Origin of the sequence: Vibrio rhodolitus, from assembly GCF_003350325.1 — a bacterium.
Taxonomy (GTDB): domain Bacteria; phylum Pseudomonadota; class Gammaproteobacteria; order Enterobacterales; family Vibrionaceae; genus Vibrio; species Vibrio rhodolitus.
The window spans coordinates 26,004-44,553 of record NZ_QLYZ01000002.1 but is presented as its reverse complement, the minus strand read 5'-3'; the positions used below and the strand labels follow the sequence as shown (position 1 = coordinate 44,553).

Here is an 18,550-nt window from a genome sequence, read left to right as displayed (position 1 = left end):
TTTAGAATCGCGTTACAAAGCCAGCGGTCGAAACTTGGCGCTGCTGTAAATGCTGCTTTAACTGCTCATCGCTATATTTGCCAAAAGCGACCGGATTCCCCGTCGCGCGGAGAATATAAGCCAGTGATTTATCTGCGTGAGCAAAGAACTTATGCCAACCCGCACACAGATAATTCAGCCCTGGTTCGCCAGCTTGTGTACGAATAAAACGATTTTTCGGACACTCTCCATTGCAGGCAAACTGATAGTCACACGCTTTGCATTGCTCAGTAAGATTGCGCGTCTTGGCGTAACCAAATTTCTGCTGCTGCGCGCTGTAAGCCAAACTCTCAAGATTTTGGCTATGGATGTTACCTGTCTGAAACTCGGGATAGACGTAATGGTCGCATGTGTAGACGTCACCATTGGGCTCCATAGCTAACCCTTTACCGCAGATTTCACCCAATGTGCAAAGCGGGTTCGCACGTCCCATCCAACGCTCGACACTCGCTTCAAAATACTGAACGAAGACCTTACCGATGTCGTTTGCAATCCATTCATCAAATATCGTGATAAGGAAATTACCCCACGCTTGATCGGACACGCACCAAGGCTCCATGATTGAGTCTTTATTGCCAGGAATTAAACGCTTGTCGCCCTGCTTTAATTGTTCAGTTGCAGACCATGTTTGTGGCGCAGTGCTACGAAAACTCTTTTGTTCCACAATGGGAATAAACTGCATTTGCGGTGAGCGCACTTCATCACGTAAGAATCGGTACACTTCTAAAGGATTACAACTGGTTAAATTGTTCACGCAAGTCAAGGTCGCGAAGTTCACTTGATACTTATGCAGCAACTCGACCGCCTTCATCACTTGCTTAAATGTGCCGCGTCCTGCCTTATTGGTTCGGTAGGCATTGTGCAGCATCTCTGGTCCATCAATACTTAACCCAACCAGAAAGTTATGCTGCTTTAAAAATTGGCACCATTCGTCGGTCAGCAAAGTACCATTGGTTTGTAAATCATTGGCAATACTCACCCCTTCAGGGCAGTACTTTTGTTGTAACTCGACAATGCGACGAAAGTAATCCACACCCAACATGGTCGGTTCACCACCTTGCCATGAAAAGATGATCTCCGGGGTATTTTGTCCTTCAATGTACTGACGAATGTAGGTCTCTAAGGTGTCGTCATTCATCACTGGAGAACACCCTTTTTTGTACTCAAGTAGCTCCTGTTTACTTAGGTAGTAGCAATAGGTGCAGTCAATGTTGCATGCAGCCCCTATTGGCTTAGCCATGACATGTAAACGCTTGGAAGCTTTACCGTTAAACTGTGGACCTTGAGTAATATGCATAAGTCACCTAATCGTTGAGCGAATTGATGGTTGAGCTGAGTTATCTATCAACCTGAGCTAGCCATCGACCGGGCTAACTATGTAATAACCACATAATAAATCCTCGCCTTAACCGGTGCTTGTTATAGCGTATATAACCTTTTTTCATGGCGTTTATTGCTAGTGTTGATGGTGAACTTACTAGCGAGAGCCACCCTATGACCCCAGTTAACCGTTCGCCGATAAAGATTATCTCAATCTTTAGCTTATTAGCCCTGCTCAATGGTTGCAGTGCCGATACACCTCATCCTATTGCATTGCAAATCAATCAAGAGATGGTGCTCGTTGAAGGCGGTCACTTTGTTATGGGCTCAGAGCAAAACGGTGCCAGCAAAGCCGAGACGCCAGCAAGAGAAGTGCGTGTAGATAGTTTCTACTTAGCCAAGTTTGAGGTCACACAAGCGCTATTTGAAAGCGTGATGGGTTCTTCTCTCAGTTACTTCCCGGGCGATGATATTCCGGTCAACAACTTAAGCTGGCAGCAAGCGAACTACTTCGTCGAACAACTCAATCAATTAACTGGCGAAACCTATCGCTTACCGACCGAAGCCGAGTGGGAATTTGCCGCCCAAGGAGGCAATAAAAGCCAAGGTTTCACCTACTCGGGTTCAAACAACATTGATGATGTCGCTTGGTATGCCGGTAACGCACAAAACCGCGCTCATCCCGTCGGACAGAAACAGCCCAACGAGCTCGGGCTATATGACATGACGGGCAACGTAGGTGAGTTCGTCTCGGATGCGTTTGACGACACATTCTATCGCTGGGGTGGCAATGATAATCCAACCAATCAACAAAACAGCGATTCTGGCTTAGCACACAAGTCAGTACGAGGTGGGAGCTTCGCCTATGATGCTGAACAGTCGGAAAATTTTCGTCGTGATTTTGCTAGCCAATCTATAATTATGTCTGACATGGGACTACGTCTCGCCAAAGACCGATGACCACGTTCTCTTTAACGTCATAAAGATGAGCAAGGTTAGCCCCCTAGCAGTACATGATTGAATCCACTCTTACTTTAATATGGGTAACAACAACTATGAAAACAAACCTCTGTGCTCTAGCAATCTTATCAACCCTCTCATTCTCCGCGATGGCGATTGATTGTGACCCTAACCTGCTACCCTCATGGAAAGATGGTAGTAGTAAAACCGCGCTTTTAAACTATGTCGACAACTCGACTGATGAGCGCAAGGATTCATTTATTCCCGTTGCTGAACGCATCGCGGTGTTCGATAACGACGGCACACTTTGGTCAGAAAAACCTTATTACTTTCAACTCGCTTACACATTTGACCAAGTAAAGAATATGGCGGAGCAACATCCTGAATGGAAAACTCAAGAACCGTTTAAGTTTGTGCTCGAAGATGATGTAAAAAGCGTTCTCGCGGGTGGTGAAAAAGCACTACTTGAGATAGTCACCGCAACCCACAGTGGTATGACGGTAGAAGAATACCAAACTACCGTCGCAAATTGGATTGCCGCAGCAAAAGATCCTCGCTTTGAAAAAGCCTACACCGAGCTAACTTACCAACCGATGAAAGAAATGCTTGCTTATTTACAGGCGAACGACTTCAAAACCTACATCGTCTCAGGTGGTGGTGTCGACTTTATGCGCGCATGGGCACCTGAGGTGTATAACATCCCTGCGGAGCAAATTATTGGCAGCGCGCTAAAATACCAATACGACTACAACGATGGTCAACCGCAAGTGATTAAACTCGGCGAGATCCTGACCATTGACGACAAAGCCGGCAAAGTTGAAAACATTCAACACATCATCGGTAAGAAGCCGGTTCTCGCGGTCGGTAACTCGGATGGCGACCACGCAATGATGCAATGGGCAACGAGCCAACCCAACTCAATGGCAATGATTGTTCACCACACTGACGCCGAGCGAGAGTGGCAGTACGATAGAAAATCCAGTGTTGGTCATCTTGATAAAGCGATGGATGAAGCAAACCAACTTGACAATTGGCATCTTATCGACATGAAAAACGAATGGTGCACTGTCTACTGATGTCCAGAAAAACTTACAGGCGGGCTTACTGTTAAATTAGGTAGCTCCGCCTTGTTTCTTTGATGACTATCACACTTTGGCAGTACAATAAGTTTCATTGCTTAAAGTGGAAACAACAAAATGAAAAAAACAATCCTAACTCTTTTAGTAGCTTGCTCAATGATTACTCCAGCTTTTGCGGCTTTCAATGGTCCTGCGACTGCTGCTGTTAACACAGTAAAACAAGCAAATGATGCGGCTGATGATAGCGCAGTACTTCTGACTGGTAATATTATCGAATCTATTGGTAATGAAACTTACCTGTTTAAAGATGAGACTGGTCAAATTCAAATTGAAATCGATGATGAAGATTGGATGGGTGTGGATGTGACACCAAACGATCGCGTCGTGATCCGTGGTGAAGTTGATTCAGAGTGGAACACGCCTAAAATCGACGTCGATTCAGTGCAAAAAATCTAATTGCTGCCCTGCGAATTTTCAAAGCCACTCAAATCGAGTGGCTTTTCTATATCACGTCTAGTTTAAATTTGACCTTTGCAGCGTTACGCAATTGCCTTCCCTGCCATATTAAGCTGATTTCTCAACCAAATATGCGCACTCTCATTACTTCTGCTTGGATGCCATATCGCACACAAATCATGGATTTTGTCGCTAAATGGTAATGGTACGCCTTTGATCTGGTAAGCATCAGAAAAGGCTTTGATGGTCGATTCTGGTAACATGCCGATCAGTTCGCTATCGTGAATGACGGGCAGCATTTCCAACGCACCAGACGCGCGATAAACAATGTCTCGCTTGTTAAGTTCGGCAATATCGTCTTCATCCATCAGACTTTGTCTGCTTTGCCAGCGTGATACCACCACATGTTGCTCTGCGAGAAATTGCTCCACCGTAATTGAGCCCTTAATTCTTGGATGGTGCTCACTGCACACCACCATCAAACGCTCAGAAAATACCGTTTCAAACTTGAGCATCGTTCGCCCTCTTGGCGCCATATCAACAATAAGATCGTAACGTTGCAGACGAAGATCACTTTCATGGTCTTCAGTAAAAAGTGGATGGATTTCTAAACTGATGTGCGGTGCAATCTGACGGATTTGCTTGAACAGTTGCGGCATAAGTTCATAACTCGCCACCGAAACACAGGCAATTGAAAAAGTTTTATTGGCGATACTAGGATCAAAGTCTCGTGATGCTGAGAGTGTAGAAGTAAAGTTCTTTAATGCCGCGCCCATGGCGGGATAGATATCCATCGCAAAAGCGGTCGGTTCCACGCCATTAGGTGAGCGATGAAAAAGGGGTTCGTCGTATATATCTCTTAATCGCGCTAACGCTTTACTCACCGCAGGCTGACTGATCTCCAGCCGCACAGCCGCTTTAGAGAGGTTTTGTTCCTCATAGATAGCGACAAAAATTGGGACCAAGTTGAGATCAGTATTTTTCATAACGCTCCACAGCACTTATTACCAAAGTACTTACAACTACAGTAACAATGACCAAAGTTACTGATAGTATAGGAACTTATTTGATAATTAGGTTAGTGGTGCGTTAAATAATCGCGATTTTCATCCGGTCTCTGCGTGGTTTATTTCTCCGCTTTATTTGTGCTGCTGATAGTATTTAGCAAGCGTTCAAGTTCGGGTAACGCCGGTGGTATTGAACCTCGAAATCCACGCTTAGATTGATTGGTTTTTCGCTTATTACTAATCGTTCGCCACAATTTTCGCGTTAAATGACTATCTTTCTCCCCCGCTAGAAATCGTTGACTACTCTCACGCCATTGGTCATCGGGTTTAAATTTAGCCAACTCCAAATCGCCATTGGTCATTCTCAACTGACGGTAGATAAATAATCGGATTTTCCCCCACTCTCTTTGCTTAATTAGTTGATGTAATACAAGCCAAGCTGGCTTTGCGCGATGTTTAAAATAACGTTTAATCGCATACACACTTAAAACGATCAGCAAGAGTAGCGTCGCGGCTATCGACAAACCTTTTGCATACATAGTGACAAACGATTTCACGGTATGTTGAACCTCAAATCGACGCCCTTCAATTGTCACCGTTTCTAAACGGTTTTTGTGTGTATTCCACCACTGAAATGTTAACTCGGGAAAAGCAATCTCTCCTCCTTGTTGCAATACATAGACCGATTGCTCTTCACGGCTCGATTGATAGTCTCCTCGGCTTTGAGAGTCCGCAAGACGATTTGGCGTCGGATAGGCTTGATATGAACGTGTCGATGGTTGCCCTTCAGAATTTTGCTTAGCTTCTGCTGAGGACTCTACAGGGGCTTGTAGTAAATCCGGTAACAGTATCGATAAGCTATCTTGTGCTTGGATAGTAATCGCGCGCGTAACCGAATCGCCGACTTGCAGATCGTCATTGGAGGTTAACCACTGCTGTTCAACCGTTACGTTCGTTGCCGCAAACCAATTCGCTTTATCGCTAAGCAAGCCCGACGGTAATTGAGCAGTAAAACGTACAGGCTCTGTATAGAGTATGCCCGATACATTGCTACCATCAGGGGCGGATACCTGAACCCTTACCGCAATTGGCGGAACGACAAACTCGCCTGACTCTTGCGGATATAGGGTGACTTCCCAACGCTGCCTCGACCACGTTTTGCCATCTTTGCGCTCGGTATAGTTGGTCGCCAATTGATTGCGCTGCTTAGCGATCACATTAGGGATTTCGACACTGCCAATACGCGTCCCGCCGGTAAACCAGCGCGGCGTGGCGACCTCAATATTAAGAATGACTTGTTGGTTAACGCTAAACGTAGCGCTCGACGCCGGATTGGATTTATCACCTACCCAAGCAGAAATCTCCACATCTTGGCTTGCTTGCAGATCATAGATGGATAATCCCTGATTCTCTTGCGCTACACTCACTGCGCTAAAAAACAGTGAACTAAAAAACAGTGAGCCAATCAACGCCAGCCAAACAACGGTGGGAACGCGGTTTACTATCATTGTTTATCCTCACTCTCAGCGGTTGGTTCTGACACGACATTTGATGCTTCACGCAGTTGAATTTGAAACTTGGCGCGCAAAAAGTATTTAGGGTCAGCTTCAACACGCTTAAGCCACTTATCGGCTAACTCTTCGCTACCGAGAATTTCATTGGCGTTTAACGTTTCTTTGAGCATAAGCTCCGCCACTGTTTCTTCGTCAGCCCCATCCGCTGTGCGCGGTTTATCATCATCAAGCTCAAAGGACTCTTCTGGTCCATCTGTTGTGCCCGCTTGGCTTTCACTGGTTCGGTTTATCTCTTCGACAATACCGGCAATCACTGCCAGGTTGTGCTCAACGTCTGTTCTTAACGCTGAATTAAGCTGCTTGTCGTCAGCAAGATTTTGCAATAGTTCTCGCGCAGCTAAGTACTCTCGCTGTCTGGCTAAGGCACTTGCAGCGTTATACAAACCATAATTAACCACATCAGGATCTGGGTCGTTGAGCATCTCAAGAAAGGCACTATGAGCAAGTTTGTATTCGCCGGCATAGTAGTAAGCGGTGCCTTTTCTCAGTGGATCAACAAAATGTTTCGCCGCTTGTAAATACTCTTGTTGGTTGAACCAGCGCTGACCTTGCTGATTCGGAGTTAACCATAAATCCCACCACCACTGGGCAAACTTGTCCCAGTTTGAGCGCGTTTCTAATACCTTTACTTGCTCTGCCTTAATCGCCACCGTCTCTGCTTGTACTGGCGGCACAAACGCGAACTGAGCAACCAACAACGCCGAAACACACCATTGCACCAGCCAACCTTTTCTAAACCAGACTAACATCACCAATACCATGGGTATCAGCAAGTAATAGCCCATATCTTTCCATGGCATGGACGATTCACCATTAAGCTGCATATTTCTCTCAATCATACGATTGAGTTGTTGAATATCGCTATTGTCAATACTGATCTCCACCACCTTGCCTCCGGTCGCAGACGCCAAATTTTGTAGTGAGTTGATATCGATAGGATTGTTACTGACTACGTTACGATTGCCTGCCGCGAGTATCAAAAGCTGATGTTCGCTTTGCGTAAAAAAGCGTTGATAGGCTTCAATAGTGGTTGGATTAACACCATCGCTGACTAACAACACGCTCGCACCTATTTGGTCAGACAATTGTTGTTTAATCAGCGGCAACGCTTGTTCTGCTTGTTTGCCTGCAATGGGCATTATTTGTGGCTCAATTGCCGCTAAAAAGGGCTCAAACACTTTACTGTCTTGTGTAATAGGCATCGCGACATGCGCGGAACCCGCGTAAACAACCAACCCTGTGCGCCCTCCTTTTCTCGCTTTCAGCAAATCGCGTATCTTATGTTTAGAACGCTCCAAACGACTTGGTGCAATGTCGGTCGCCAACATGGAATCACTGTTGTCCAAAACCACCAGCAATGACGCTTGGTCTTCACCAAATGGTGAGGCTTCTCGTTGCCAACTAGGACCCGCACAAATCACAATCGCGACAGACACAATCACCATAAGCAATTTAAGGGGTAATTGCTTGCGCCAACCGCGCTCGCCAATGGTGAGTGCCTCGCGCAGATGCGCTGGCAGTACATCTTTCCAACTCGGTTTATTGTCTTCTCGCCATCTCAACCATATCAACAACGCCATCGGCAAGAACGCGAGTAACCATAGCGGGCGAATAAAGTGAAATTGGCTCAGCTCCGCTAGCCAACCTTCTGTTAGCCAACCACCTGTTAGCCACGTAAGAGAATCAAACATCATGTTCTCCTTGTGATTGGTTGGGTTGAGTGCGCGCTTTCGTGGTGCTTATTTTCATTGTCGAGGCAAGCATCCGACGTTTCAGCGTCGCCAAACTAAATGCCGCCAAATAGATCACCACCACAATTGCGATCAGATAATGATGTAAACTCTGTTTGGGGCGATAGGTGGTGCTTTCATATAACTGAGGCTCAAGCTCACCGATCGCTTGATATGCCTGTGCCAACTCATCACGGTTCAGTGCTTGAAAAGACTCGCCGCCAGATTCTTTTGCAATTCGATCCATCGTTTCTGTATCCAACGCCCCCTCACCAACCGTGAGCGGATCGCCCATCGCAATCACGTGGATGCGCACATCTTTCGCTTTGGCTACTTTTGCCGCATCGATTGGCTCGACAAAACTCCCGGTATCATTGCCATCGGTTAGCACAATTGCCACTTGCTGCGGTGAGTTAACATCACCAGCGTCATTACGGCTTTGCTTGCTTTGCTCAAATACTTTTATGGCTAAACCTATCGCGTCGCCAAGGTGCGTACTTTGCCCTGCCATCGCCACATCTGTTTGTTGTAGGAGCTCCATCCAGACTTTCTGATCGGCAGTAAACGGCGTTTGCACAAAGGCAGCATCGCCAAACAAAATCAGCCCTAACCTGTCACCCTTACGGGTTTGGACAAATTCACCTAACACTTCTTTCGCCGCCTCTAAACGAGAAACTTTGTCGCCGTTTTTCGAGGTAAAATCCTGCTCAGCCATAGAGCCAGACAAGTCGACCAACACCATCACATCACGACCTAAACTTTCACGCACTTGTGGTTCACCCAACACGGTAGGTTTTGCCAGCGCCAACACCACCAACAGCCATGAAACCACTAGAGTTGCTCGCTGCCACCAACTTGGACTTAGTTGACTTGCACCATGAGTTGGCGACTCACCAATGGCTGCGACAAGTTGACCAAAAAATGGCACTTTTATCGCCGTCTGTTTCGTGCGATAAGCGGGAACAAGCCAATAAACGACCAGTGGTAACGGTAAAATAACCAGCCACATCGGATGTGCTAATTCAACGCTACTCCAGTGGATAGATGATAAAACGCTATTCATGCTCACCTCTTATCCCCTGACTTCTCAAAACGGCTTTTCAACCCGACTCTCTGCACCAAACTCCTCCAATTAGATTGATGAATTAAATCATCGTTGCTGTGCTGTAAAACCCAGCGTTTGGCTTGGGTAACTAAGATCTCCCTCTCAGCTGCATCCAAATTGCTATTGGGATCATTGAGGCTCGCTAACCAGTTGGCAGGGAAGTTAGCAGAAAAGTCCCGTTCACTTGGCGTCAAATCATCAAGCACCTGTAAAAAAGCGGTATCATGAAGTGAACGGTGGCGCGCATTGAGATGCACCAACACAATCTTGAGAATAGAAAACACCTGATAAGGCTGTGTGGCGTGATTAATATCTAACTGCCCGAGCGCATTGATGGCTTCGCTGCGATATCGATTTACCCACCAATGACGTGCTCGTTTTACCAACAACATAAGCAATAGTAATAACACCAGCAGCGCTAGCAGTTGCCAACCGATGGTTTGCGGCATCCAACTGATGCTCTCAGGTACAGCCACATCATGCAATTCACGTAATATATAAGTGCTTGGCGGTGTATGTTCGACTGACATTAACGCCCCCCAACCATTTTTTGCAGCTGACTAATATGTTGCCCTGCGGTATCCAACTCGATGTGCGGCAAATGCTTCATTGCCATTAACTTCACCAGAGCATGACGTTGCATTTGGCTTTGCTGCCACAACTCATTACTCGCGAGATCGACTTTGCTGTGTGTATCTAGATTAAGCTGATATTGACCATCGCCTACTACCCAATTGGCGTTAGCCAAATGCTGCGGCAAAGAGTGTTCAAACGCATCATTGACCGTTATCGCCAATACATCATTATGTTGCTGCAATTGCTTGAGCTGATCTAAATCCTTAGCTTGGCAATCTCGCCAATCACTAATGAAGATCAGTGTTGATTGCTTGGGGCGCATGCGTTTAATTAACTCAATCCAAGACTTAAAATTCACCTGTTCACTGTCTCGCGAGTTAACACTTAACGCTTGATTAAACTGCGCTAACTGCTTTAACTGCGCAAGTAAATAGTGTTGTGAGCGTTGTGGTTTGCTATGCAATATGCGCTGTGGCGTCGCAACAACAAAACCAACGCGGTCGCCGTCTTTCAGTACTCGCCAAGCACACACAGCGGCACTCTCCGCCGCCACTACTGATTTCATTACCTTGTCAGAGGCAAAGAACATCGCGCTGCGTTGGTCAATACATATGATGACATTGCGATCTTTTTCTTCGGTATAGCTGCGCACATGTGGTTTACCCGTGCGCAGTGTCACCTTCCAGTCTAGATTACGAATATCATCACCCAGTTGGTAATGGCGTAACTCTTCAAAATTCAGACCACGCCCACGAAAAAGTGAGTTGTGTCGACCAGATAAAACACTGCCAGCTTTTAAATGCGGTAGGAGTGAAAACGACTCAGCTTGCGCTTGTAACCTCACCAAGCGCGCATAGTCACAATAAAGCCTCGAGTCGAGTTGTTGAGATTGAGGAACCAGTGTTGGCTTTGCCATAGCGCCTCCACTTATGCGATTTCTACATGATCAAGTAACTCATTGACGACACCAAGATGATTAACACCATCGGCAAGCGCATCATAAGAGAGCGAAAAGCGATGCCCCAAGACAAAAGGCACCATAGCTCTTACATCATCAGGCGTGACATGGTCACGTCCTTGTAGCCAAGCATAGGCGCGAGAACATTTATCCAACGCGATAGAAGCGCGTGGGCTGGCGCCAATTTCTATCCATGCATGTAACTGACTCTCTGGGTATCGCTCAGGTTGTCGCGTCGCCATGACTAATGCCACGATGTATTTTTCGACCAAGTCAGAGACGCTGATATGCGGGAGTTGTCGCCTTGCTTCAAGCACCAGTTCCGGCTCAATAAATTGTTTTTCAGCATGACTAGCTTCGCTTAGCGCGCCTAACTCCTCACTGCGTACTAAACGAATAATATCGCGCTCAGCTTCGTCGTGCGGATAGTCCACCGTCACTTTCATAATAAAGCGATCCATCTGCGCTTCAGGAAGTGGATAAGTCCCCTCTTGCTCTACGGGGTTTTGCGTCGCAAGCACCATAAAGAGATCGGGCAGTTGATGGGTTTTATCGCCAACCGTAATCGTGCCTTCTGCCATCGCCTCAAGCAAAGCGGCTTGAACTTTGGCTGGTGCGCGGTTTACCTCATCCGCCAATACAATACTGTTGAAAATAGGACCTGGCTGAAAATGCAATTGTGGCTTGCCCTCAACTTCCTGATACACTTCTGTACCAGTGACATCAGAAGGCAGCAGATCGGGCGTAAACTGAATACGACCGAAACTGGTGTTGAGTAAATTTGCCAATGACTTGACCGAGCGTGTTTTCGCCGTACCCGGTAAGCCTTCTAGCAGAATATGCCCGTTGGTTAACAGCCCTATCACCAAAGCTTGCACCACATGACTTTGACCGATGACACTCTGCTCTGTTTGTGCAATAAGTTGGTTAATGGCTTGCTGTGCAGTGTTCATATTCTGCCCTCAGTAGGTTGATTTACTTTGAAATACTACTGACTTCCCCAATAACTATTGGTTATACCGCCTATAGCTTTACTTATTCAGGCGTCAGCGTATTTTGCTTTTCAGCTGTTCGATAACTTGCGGCGGTGCGACTTGGCTTAATTCAGCCAGACACTGTTGAAATGGCGCTTGTACCTGTCCGGTACTTAGGTTTCTTGCTAACACTTCGCACTGCGCATAAAGATGTTGTGGATTACCACCGACTCGATAGGCTTGGTAAAGCGCGTTACTTGCTGCCAACAAATCTCGACGCTCTAATGCCAATCCATAGACATACCAATATTGTGCGTTGCTCTCAGCGGTTTGCGCCGCTTGTCGTAAGTAATTCACCGCTTGATCACCTTGATCTGTCCTTAGTAAGGCGAGCCCCATGCTATAAGGTAGTGCACTGGACTTAGGCTGTGCCTGCATGCCTTGTTGCAAAACGGCTAATGCAGACGCTTCCTTACCTTGAGAGCGATACAAATCGGCGAGATTGGCGTAACTGTTTTCAAAATAGGGCTCGATTTCGATCGCGCTTAAGTAAAGCTGTTCCGCCTCGGCTAAATCGCCCATATCACGGTGAACATTGGCTAAATTAACCAAACCAAAGCCGCGATCAGAATTAAAGCGCTGAATCTCGAGATATTCATTTAATGGATCATTAATTAGCATCCTTTGAGCATCACTCATTTCCCTATAACGGCTAACCAAAGCGGCTGCGGTTTCAGCGCGAATCGATAACACAGAGTCACTCAGTAATGGCGCCAAAATCTGCCATCGATCATTCAATTCATAACCGGCACTGCCTTCTATCGCACCTAAGCGAATCAGCTCAGACTCATGTTTGACCGCCCGTGCAAGCGCGACCAAAGTATTCTTGCCAGTATTGCCCCCCATTCGCTCCAACGCAGAGCCGCGAATGATGTCGCTTAAAGATGAATCTTGCGCCGAATAAGCCAACGCATCTGCCGCACCACTATGACCAATCGAATCGGCATAAAACGCGACCGAAAAGTGCTGCTGATTACGATATTTTGAATTAGGGAACCATTTCGCCACTTGCTTATCCGCCCACTGCGCAGTTTCATCCTCATGGCAAGAAGTGCACACATTCGGGGTGTTAATATGCTGGCTTATGTCGGCGCGTGGCACATGCCAGCTGTGGTCACGCCTTGGATCCACCTGCATATAAGTGGTTTGCGGCATATGACAGGTCGTACATTGCGACGCTTCAGTGTCAGGCTCGTGGAAAGTATGTTTCTCAGGGGTATATTCGCTGGCTAAATGGCATTGGCTGCAAATGGCTTCTTCAGCCACTTTGAGTTTTGCACTGTGAGGATCATGACAGTTGGTGCAAGTTACGCCTTTTTCTGCCATTGCCGATTGTAAAAATGAACCATAGACATAGTTTTCATCATAAATTTGACCATCATGATGATAAAGCTCTGGCGTGATCAGGCTCAAACGGTACTTATCAAGAAATGAACCTTTAACATGATCTGCTGTTTCATTAAGTTGTGTTCGTCGGCTGTGACATTGAGCGCACGTCTGCAGTTGATCAGTTGGATGAATCGCTTTGGGCTGCATGGTTGTGCTGCCTTGCTTAAATACCCACTCATTCACCGCTTGAGCAAGATCGCGGGTTAAACCGGAGTGCGCTTGTTTTTTGTCAGTTAATTGCGCGCTTTTTGCTAGCTCAACGTGCTGACTTGCTGGTCCATGGCAGGCTTCACACCCGACGTTGATCTCTGACCACTGGGTATTATATGTATTGGTCGTGGCATCATACTTCTTGGCTAAATTGGTCGAGTGACAATCCGCGCACATAAAATTCCAGTTCTGGCCGCTGTTGGTCCAATAAAACTCATCTGTCGGCGTAGTATCGGGATATAGATGGAACCATCGCTGCCCGCCTTTTAATTTCTCTCTAGTGTCCCATGCAAACGGTATTAGTTGCACTCGCCCATCCTCAAACTGGACCATGTATTGCTGCAGCGGCTCCCAGCCAAAGGTATAGAGAATTTGATAATCACGATATTGACCATCAGGACCTTGAATATTGACCCAATACTCGTCACCGCGCATGAAAAAGCGGTTGTCTTGGTTATTGAACTTAACCGTCGCGTCAGCAAAATCGCCCCGTACCGATAGAGGGTCTGCATGCTTCATCGCCATATCATGGTGTGACCCTTGCCAAGCCTCTGCTTGCTCTTGATGGCAATCACGACACACTTCAGATCCAACATATTGATTAGCTTGTGGCTGAGCATTCACGCTCTCAGCATTTGCATGCCCGGTAGCGAGTAGCCAAAAGAGTAAACCAATCCATCTGACTGCCAACGTCCATTGCATAACATTCCTTGTTATTTTTATCGTTGCGGTATGTAAAAAGATAGGCAGCTTTGCCTTTTTATACAAACAATTAGCAAAAAGGGCTCCGTAGAGCCCTTGGTCAGATTCCGATTACTTGTTTGGATTTTCTTGCAACTTCTCCATCACTTGCTCGAGTGAGAAACTGGCGGGTTTTTGCCTAGGTGGATACTCTTGGAATGTCTCTAAGAATTTGCCCACGTAGGCTTGTGCAGGTACCAACATATAGGCGCGGTCAATCATCCAGTCGTAGTAAGTATTGGAAGTAATATCCGCTACTTCGTATGGATCCATACGTAAGTTAAAGATTTTCGGCAAGCGCAGTTCAGTAAACGGTTCTGCCCAAATACGCAAGGTCCCCTCTGCGCGCTGCTCCATAAAGACAATTTTCCAATTGTTGTAACGAAGTGCGGTGAGGTCACCATCATCAGAGAAGTAGAAAATCTCCTCTCGTGGCGCGGCTTCCGACTCACCCGTTAGATAAGGTAAGAAGTTATAGCCATCAAGATGCAGTTTGTAGTTGGTATCACCCACTTGGAAACCTTCCAATAGCTTCTCTTTCACATCAGCATCACCCGCGGCTGCAACGAAAGTCGGCATCCAATCCATATGGTGCATGATTTCATTGGAAACCGTACCGGCCTCGATTTTACCCGGCCAACGTACCATAGCTGGCACTCGATATGCCCCTTCCCAGTTGGTATTTTTCTCACCACGGAAAGGCGTTAAGCCAGCATCTGGCCAGGTGTTCATATGTGGACCATTATCGGTTGAGTAGAAAACAATCGTGTTGTCTTTAATGCCTAAATCGTCGACTTTTTTCAGCAGCTGTCCGACATGGTTATCATGCTCAACCATGGCATCGGCATAAAAACTGATACCGGTTTTGCCGAGGTTTTCTTCCTTCACGTGAGTGCGGAAGTGCATGCGAGTAGAGTTCCACCAAACAAAAAATGGCTTGTCTGCTTTGACTGCGCGATCCATAAAATCGAGCGCCGCATCGAGCGTCTCTGCATCAACCGTTTCCATACGCTTGCGGGTGAGCGGGCCGGTATCTTCAATCTTACCGTCGGCATAAGACTTAATCACACCACGCGGACCAAACTTCTTACGAAACTCTGGATCGCTTGGGTAGTCTACATTTTCAGGTTCTTCCTCGGCGTTCAAATGATAAAGGTTGCCAAAAAATTCGTCGAAGCCGTGGTTAGTTGGTAAGTGTTCGTCCTTATCACCAAGGTGATTCTTACCAAATTGCCCTGTCATGTAGCCCATTGGTTTGAGAAGTTCAGCAATGGTGACGTCTTCTTCTTTCAAGCCAAGGTCTGCTCCCGGCAAGCCGACTTTACTCAAGCCGGTTCGAAGTACGGTTTGACCCGTGATGAAAGTAGATCGCCCTGCTGTACAAGACTGTTCACCATAATAATCGGTAAACATCATGCCTTCTTTGGCGATAGAGTCGATGTTTGGTGTTTGGTATCCCATTAAGCCAAAAGTGTATGCACTCACGTTTGATTGGCCAATGTCGTCACCCCATATGACTAAAATGTTTGGTTTTTCTGCTGCGATACTGCTACTTGCAAAGCCCATCAGAGCTGCTGCAAGAATCGCTAATCGGCGCTTAGCACCATGATTCGCTTTCATAGAAACCTCTTGTTGTGATACCGATCAATACGGACGATTGCTTAACTCTTGCCCACAAAAACCGATATGAGAACTTTTGCATCCTGCAGACAAACATATAGTTCACAAAATAAATGAATGCGAATTGTTAGCCATATTTTCACGACTCTCGTTTTGCCTACAAAACATCGGGTTATTACTCATTGAGCACCCGATAAAATGTGATACGCATCACTCTCACAGATCGATTACTTAACCGAGAGTAAAGATAATTATTGTCAAAAAATCATGGCGATACGCCATCAACATAACTAAGGGTTATATTCACTATAAAGCGACACTCAGCTTCAGGTTAGTTAAGTTAATTGCACAATAAATTTGTCCATCAAACCAGACTGTTAACTAACTTTGGAGCTTTTATGGCTAATCAATTAACCAAACTGGCTATTGGCGTTGGTGTGCTTGCCACATCATCCGTCGCCGTTGCTGCCGACAAACCCAATATCCTCGCTATTTTTGGCGACGATGTCGGTTACTGGAATATCAGTGCGTATAACCAAGGCATGATGGGATACGAAACCCCGAATATCGACCGCATCGCCAATGAAGGTGCACTATTTACTGACCACTATGGTCAGCAATCGTGTACGGCAGGACGTGCGTCCTTTATCACGGGTCAAGAACCATTTCGTACTGGTTTGTTGACGATTGGCATGCCGGGATCAACCCATGGAATACCGGACTGGGCACCTACCATTGCCGATTTGCTTAAAGACCAAGGCTACGTAACAGCGCAGTTCGGTAAAAACCACTTAGGCGACCAAGATCAACACCTGCCGACCAACCACGGTTTTGATGAATTCTTTGGCAACCTTTATCACTTGAACGCCGAGGAAGAACCTGAAACTTACTACTATCCGAAAGATCCTGAGTTTCGCCAGAAATACGGTCCGCGCGGTGTTATCAAATCCTACGCAGATGGCAAAATCGAAGATACCGGTCCAATGACGCGCAAACGTATGGAAACCGCTGACGAAGAGTTTTTAGAATCCTCACTCGCCTTTATGGAAAAAGCGGTTAAAGACGACAAGCCTTTCTTTATCTGGCATAACACGACGCGTATGCACGTATGGACTCGTTTACAAGAGAAATACCAAGGTCAGTCTGGCGTCAGCATCTATGCCGACGGTATGTTAGAGCATGACGACCATGTCGGCGTATTACTAGACAAGCTTGATGAGCTTGGTGTGGCTGATAATACCATCGTGATTTACTCGACCGACAATGGGGCTGAAACGGTGTCATGGCCAGATGGTGGCGCAACACCATTCCATGGTGAAAAAGGCACAACTTGGGAAGGCGGTATGCGCGTTCCTCAATTAGTTCGTTGGCCGGGTGTGATTGAACCAGGTACAAAGGTCAATGAGATGATGGCACACCAAGATTGGTTGCCAACACTTATGGCCGCCGCGGGCGTTCCTGATGTGAAAGAAAAACTGGCTGAAGGCTACCAAGCCAATGGCAAAGAATGGCGCGTGCATATTGATGGTTACAACTTCAAACCTTATTTTGAAGGCAAGCAAGAGCAAGGTCCAAGAGAGTCGCTGCTCTATTTCACGGCGAATGGTGAACTAAACGCGGTACGCTGGCATGATTGGAAACTCAACTTCGCCACGCTAGAAGGCAACATCTCTGACGCGGTTCGCTTCTCACCAAACTGGCCGCAAATCATCCATCTACGTGCTGACCCGTTTGAGCGAGCACCGCATGAGTCTGGCATGTACCTGCGCTGGATGGCTGACAACATGTGGCTATTTGTACCAATCCAAGATGTACTGGGGGATTTCTTCCAAACATTGCCTGACTATCCAATGCAGCAAGGTCAAACCATGAATCCTGCATCAATCAATTACCAGTCTCTTGGTTTGCAAGGTAAGATGCAACAACTTGAGCAGTTGAAACAACAAGTGAATTCAATGCAATGAGCACTGCTTAAGTAAGCATTAAAATCACCTCTTCAGACAATTCAGATTCAGTTGGGGTGATTTTTGTTTTTCTTGCGCGTTAGCGCGATAAATTCGCTTGGGTTGATAAACTGATAAAAAACGGGATGCTTGTCTGTATACCCAGTCATCCAGTTACCCTCACCGCCTGATGGATAACCTTTTGGATGCCCAAGTCGCATTGCAAAGTGTAAATGTGAAACAGTGCCAATTCCCCAACCTTCATTCGTATCCGCAACATACCCGATTAGCTCACCTTTTGACACATGGACACCAGACTTAATCATCCAGCGTTTCGCCGAGGTATGTCCATAGAGCGAGTAAAATTGATTACTGTGGGTAATCACCACTACCCCTCCATATGCATCATGTTGAGAAGCAAAGTACACTTGACCATCTGCAATGGCATAGACCGCTGTACCAGAAGTGGCGTAATAATCAGTAGCCGCGTGGAATTTATTGGCAAATTTCTGCACACGCCCAAACGCTGCGTAGGGTTGTAGCTCACCAACCTGCTGCATCGGCCACGCAAGTGCTTGGTACTTGTCACTGATCTGACTCAACTGTTGCGCTTGTAGCTCACTTTGCTGCTTTATTTGCGCTTGTTGATTGATGCTGTTCCATTTTGCCCAGCCAAGCGTAATGCTTAGGATAATGGCAAAAATACCCCACCTAAGTGTCCTAATTTTCATCACAAACTCCCTTAAAACAAAGCTTTCGGTCAAGGTACCCGAATATCCTTCTGATCTCACCGACCCACACCACACAAG

15 protein-coding genes are annotated in these 18,550 nt (G+C 46.5%); 4 read left to right on the top strand and 11 right to left on the bottom strand.

Annotated elements, in window-relative coordinates; translation table 11 throughout:
• Window position 1: 1 nt before the first annotated feature.
• Window positions 2-1,336 (bottom strand): anaerobic sulfatase maturase, encoded by a 1,335-nt coding sequence (locus DPF93_RS02235; protein ID WP_114764598.1) that lies wholly within the window; start codon window positions 1,334-1,336, stop codon window positions 2-4.
• Between the two features lie 314 nt (window positions 1,337-1,650).
• Between DPF93_RS02235 and DPF93_RS02230 the strand changes: the two genes are divergently transcribed.
• The 3 genes from DPF93_RS02230 to DPF93_RS02220 all read left to right on the top strand — a co-directional run bounded on the left by DPF93_RS02230 (window position 1,651) and on the right by DPF93_RS02220 (window position 3,854).
• Entirely contained in the window at window positions 1,651-2,319 is a 669-nt protein-coding gene (locus DPF93_RS02230) for a formylglycine-generating enzyme family protein (protein WP_425275277.1), read from the top strand.
• Window positions 2,320-2,414: 95 nt separating this feature from the next.
• Window positions 2,415-3,395, top strand: a complete 981-nt coding sequence (locus tag DPF93_RS02225; protein ID WP_114764597.1) for an HAD family hydrolase — start codon at window positions 2,415-2,417, stop codon at window positions 3,393-3,395.
• A 120-nt stretch (window positions 3,396-3,515) separates the two neighbouring features.
• Window positions 3,516-3,854 (top strand): YgiW/YdeI family stress tolerance OB fold protein, encoded by a 339-nt coding sequence (locus DPF93_RS02220; protein WP_114764596.1) that lies wholly within the window; start codon window positions 3,516-3,518, stop codon window positions 3,852-3,854.
• A gap of 83 nt (window positions 3,855-3,937) precedes the next feature.
• On the opposite strand, the gene DPF93_RS02215 is transcribed toward DPF93_RS02220, so the two are convergent.
• The 9 genes from DPF93_RS02215 to DPF93_RS02175 form a co-directional block, all read right to left on the bottom strand.
• Window positions 3,938-4,840, bottom strand: coding sequence for a LysR family transcriptional regulator (locus DPF93_RS02215; protein WP_114764595.1), 903 nt, complete (start codon window positions 4,838-4,840; stop codon window positions 3,938-3,940).
• 140 nt (window positions 4,841-4,980) lie between these two features.
• The gene (locus DPF93_RS02210) at window positions 4,981-6,369 is read right to left on the bottom strand and encodes a BatD family protein (RefSeq protein WP_114764594.1); all 1,389 of its coding nucleotides are present in this window, start codon (window positions 6,367-6,369) and stop codon (window positions 4,981-4,983) included.
• Entirely contained in the window at window positions 6,366-8,126 is a 1,761-nt protein-coding gene (locus tag DPF93_RS02205) for a vWA domain-containing protein (protein WP_114764593.1), read from the bottom strand. The genes DPF93_RS02210 and DPF93_RS02205 overlap by 4 nt, the downstream gene beginning before the upstream one ends.
• On the bottom strand, window positions 8,119-9,228 hold the full coding sequence (locus DPF93_RS02200; protein ID WP_114764592.1) for a vWA domain-containing protein: 1,110 nt from the start codon (window positions 9,226-9,228) through the stop codon (window positions 8,119-8,121). Before DPF93_RS02200 ends, DPF93_RS02205 begins: the two co-directional genes overlap by 8 nt.
• Window positions 9,229-9,230: 2 nt before the next feature.
• Complete coding sequence (locus tag DPF93_RS02195) at window positions 9,231-9,800, bottom strand: DUF4381 domain-containing protein (RefSeq protein ID WP_114764591.1); 570 nt, start codon at window positions 9,798-9,800, stop codon at window positions 9,231-9,233.
• A complete protein-coding gene (locus DPF93_RS02190; RefSeq protein WP_114764590.1) occupies window positions 9,800-10,762 on the bottom strand; it encodes a DUF58 domain-containing protein in 963 nt (320 codons plus the stop codon). Before DPF93_RS02190 ends, DPF93_RS02195 begins: the two co-directional genes overlap by 1 nt.
• Window positions 10,763-10,773: 11 nt before the next feature.
• The gene (locus tag DPF93_RS02185; RefSeq protein ID WP_114764589.1) at window positions 10,774-11,757 is read right to left on the bottom strand and encodes an AAA family ATPase; all 984 of its coding nucleotides are present in this window, start codon (window positions 11,755-11,757) and stop codon (window positions 10,774-10,776) included.
• A 93-nt stretch (window positions 11,758-11,850) separates the two neighbouring features.
• Window positions 11,851-14,139, bottom strand: coding sequence for a multiheme c-type cytochrome (locus DPF93_RS02180; protein ID WP_114764588.1), 2,289 nt, complete (start codon window positions 14,137-14,139; stop codon window positions 11,851-11,853).
• A gap of 111 nt (window positions 14,140-14,250) precedes the next feature.
• Window positions 14,251-15,798, bottom strand: a complete 1,548-nt coding sequence (locus DPF93_RS02175) for an arylsulfatase (protein WP_114764587.1) — start codon at window positions 15,796-15,798, stop codon at window positions 14,251-14,253.
• A gap of 398 nt (window positions 15,799-16,196) precedes the next feature.
• Here DPF93_RS02175 and DPF93_RS02170 point away from each other — a divergent pair, with 398 nt between their 5' ends.
• Window positions 16,197-17,762, top strand: a complete 1,566-nt coding sequence (locus DPF93_RS02170; protein WP_114764586.1) for an arylsulfatase — start codon at window positions 16,197-16,199, stop codon at window positions 17,760-17,762.
• Window positions 17,763-17,809: 47 nt separating this feature from the next.
• Here DPF93_RS02170 and DPF93_RS02165 read toward each other — a convergent pair whose 3' ends face one another.
• Entirely contained in the window at window positions 17,810-18,472 is a 663-nt protein-coding gene (locus DPF93_RS02165) for a M23 family metallopeptidase (protein ID WP_114764585.1), read from the bottom strand.
• Window positions 18,473-18,550: the final 78 nt, after the last annotated feature.

Excerpts from the sequence above, each read along its gene's own strand:
- DPF93_RS02235 (WP_114764598.1), bottom strand. The coding sequence starts at position 1,336 with ATGCATATTACTCAAGGTCCACAGTTTAACGGTAAAGCTTCCAAGCGT.
- DPF93_RS02230 (WP_425275277.1), top strand. The coding sequence starts at position 1,651 with ATGGTGCTCGTTGAAGGCGGTCACTTTGTTATGGGCTCAGAGCAAAAC.
- DPF93_RS02225 (WP_114764597.1), top strand. The coding sequence starts at position 2,415 with ATGAAAACAAACCTCTGTGCTCTAGCAATCTTATCAACCCTCTCATTC.
- DPF93_RS02220 (WP_114764596.1), top strand. The coding sequence starts at position 3,516 with ATGAAAAAAACAATCCTAACTCTTTTAGTAGCTTGCTCAATGATTACT.
- DPF93_RS02215 (WP_114764595.1), bottom strand. The coding sequence starts at position 4,840 with ATGAAAAATACTGATCTCAACTTGGTCCCAATTTTTGTCGCTATCTAT.
- DPF93_RS02210 (WP_114764594.1), bottom strand. The coding sequence starts at position 6,369 with ATGATAGTAAACCGCGTTCCCACCGTTGTTTGGCTGGCGTTGATTGGC.
- DPF93_RS02205 (WP_114764593.1), bottom strand. The coding sequence starts at position 8,126 with ATGTTTGATTCTCTTACGTGGCTAACAGGTGGTTGGCTAACAGAAGGT.
- DPF93_RS02200 (WP_114764592.1), bottom strand. The coding sequence starts at position 9,228 with ATGAATAGCGTTTTATCATCTATCCACTGGAGTAGCGTTGAATTAGCA.
- DPF93_RS02195 (WP_114764591.1), bottom strand. The coding sequence starts at position 9,800 with ATGTCAGTCGAACATACACCGCCAAGCACTTATATATTACGTGAATTG.
- DPF93_RS02190 (WP_114764590.1), bottom strand. The coding sequence starts at position 10,762 with ATGGCAAAGCCAACACTGGTTCCTCAATCTCAACAACTCGACTCGAGG.
- DPF93_RS02185 (WP_114764589.1), bottom strand. The coding sequence starts at position 11,757 with ATGAACACTGCACAGCAAGCCATTAACCAACTTATTGCACAAACAGAG.
- DPF93_RS02180 (WP_114764588.1), bottom strand. The coding sequence starts at position 14,139 with ATGCAATGGACGTTGGCAGTCAGATGGATTGGTTTACTCTTTTGGCTA.
- DPF93_RS02175 (WP_114764587.1), bottom strand. The coding sequence starts at position 15,798 with ATGAAAGCGAATCATGGTGCTAAGCGCCGATTAGCGATTCTTGCAGCA.
- DPF93_RS02170 (WP_114764586.1), top strand. The coding sequence starts at position 16,197 with ATGGCTAATCAATTAACCAAACTGGCTATTGGCGTTGGTGTGCTTGCC.
- DPF93_RS02165 (WP_114764585.1), bottom strand. The coding sequence starts at position 18,472 with ATGAAAATTAGGACACTTAGGTGGGGTATTTTTGCCATTATCCTAAGC.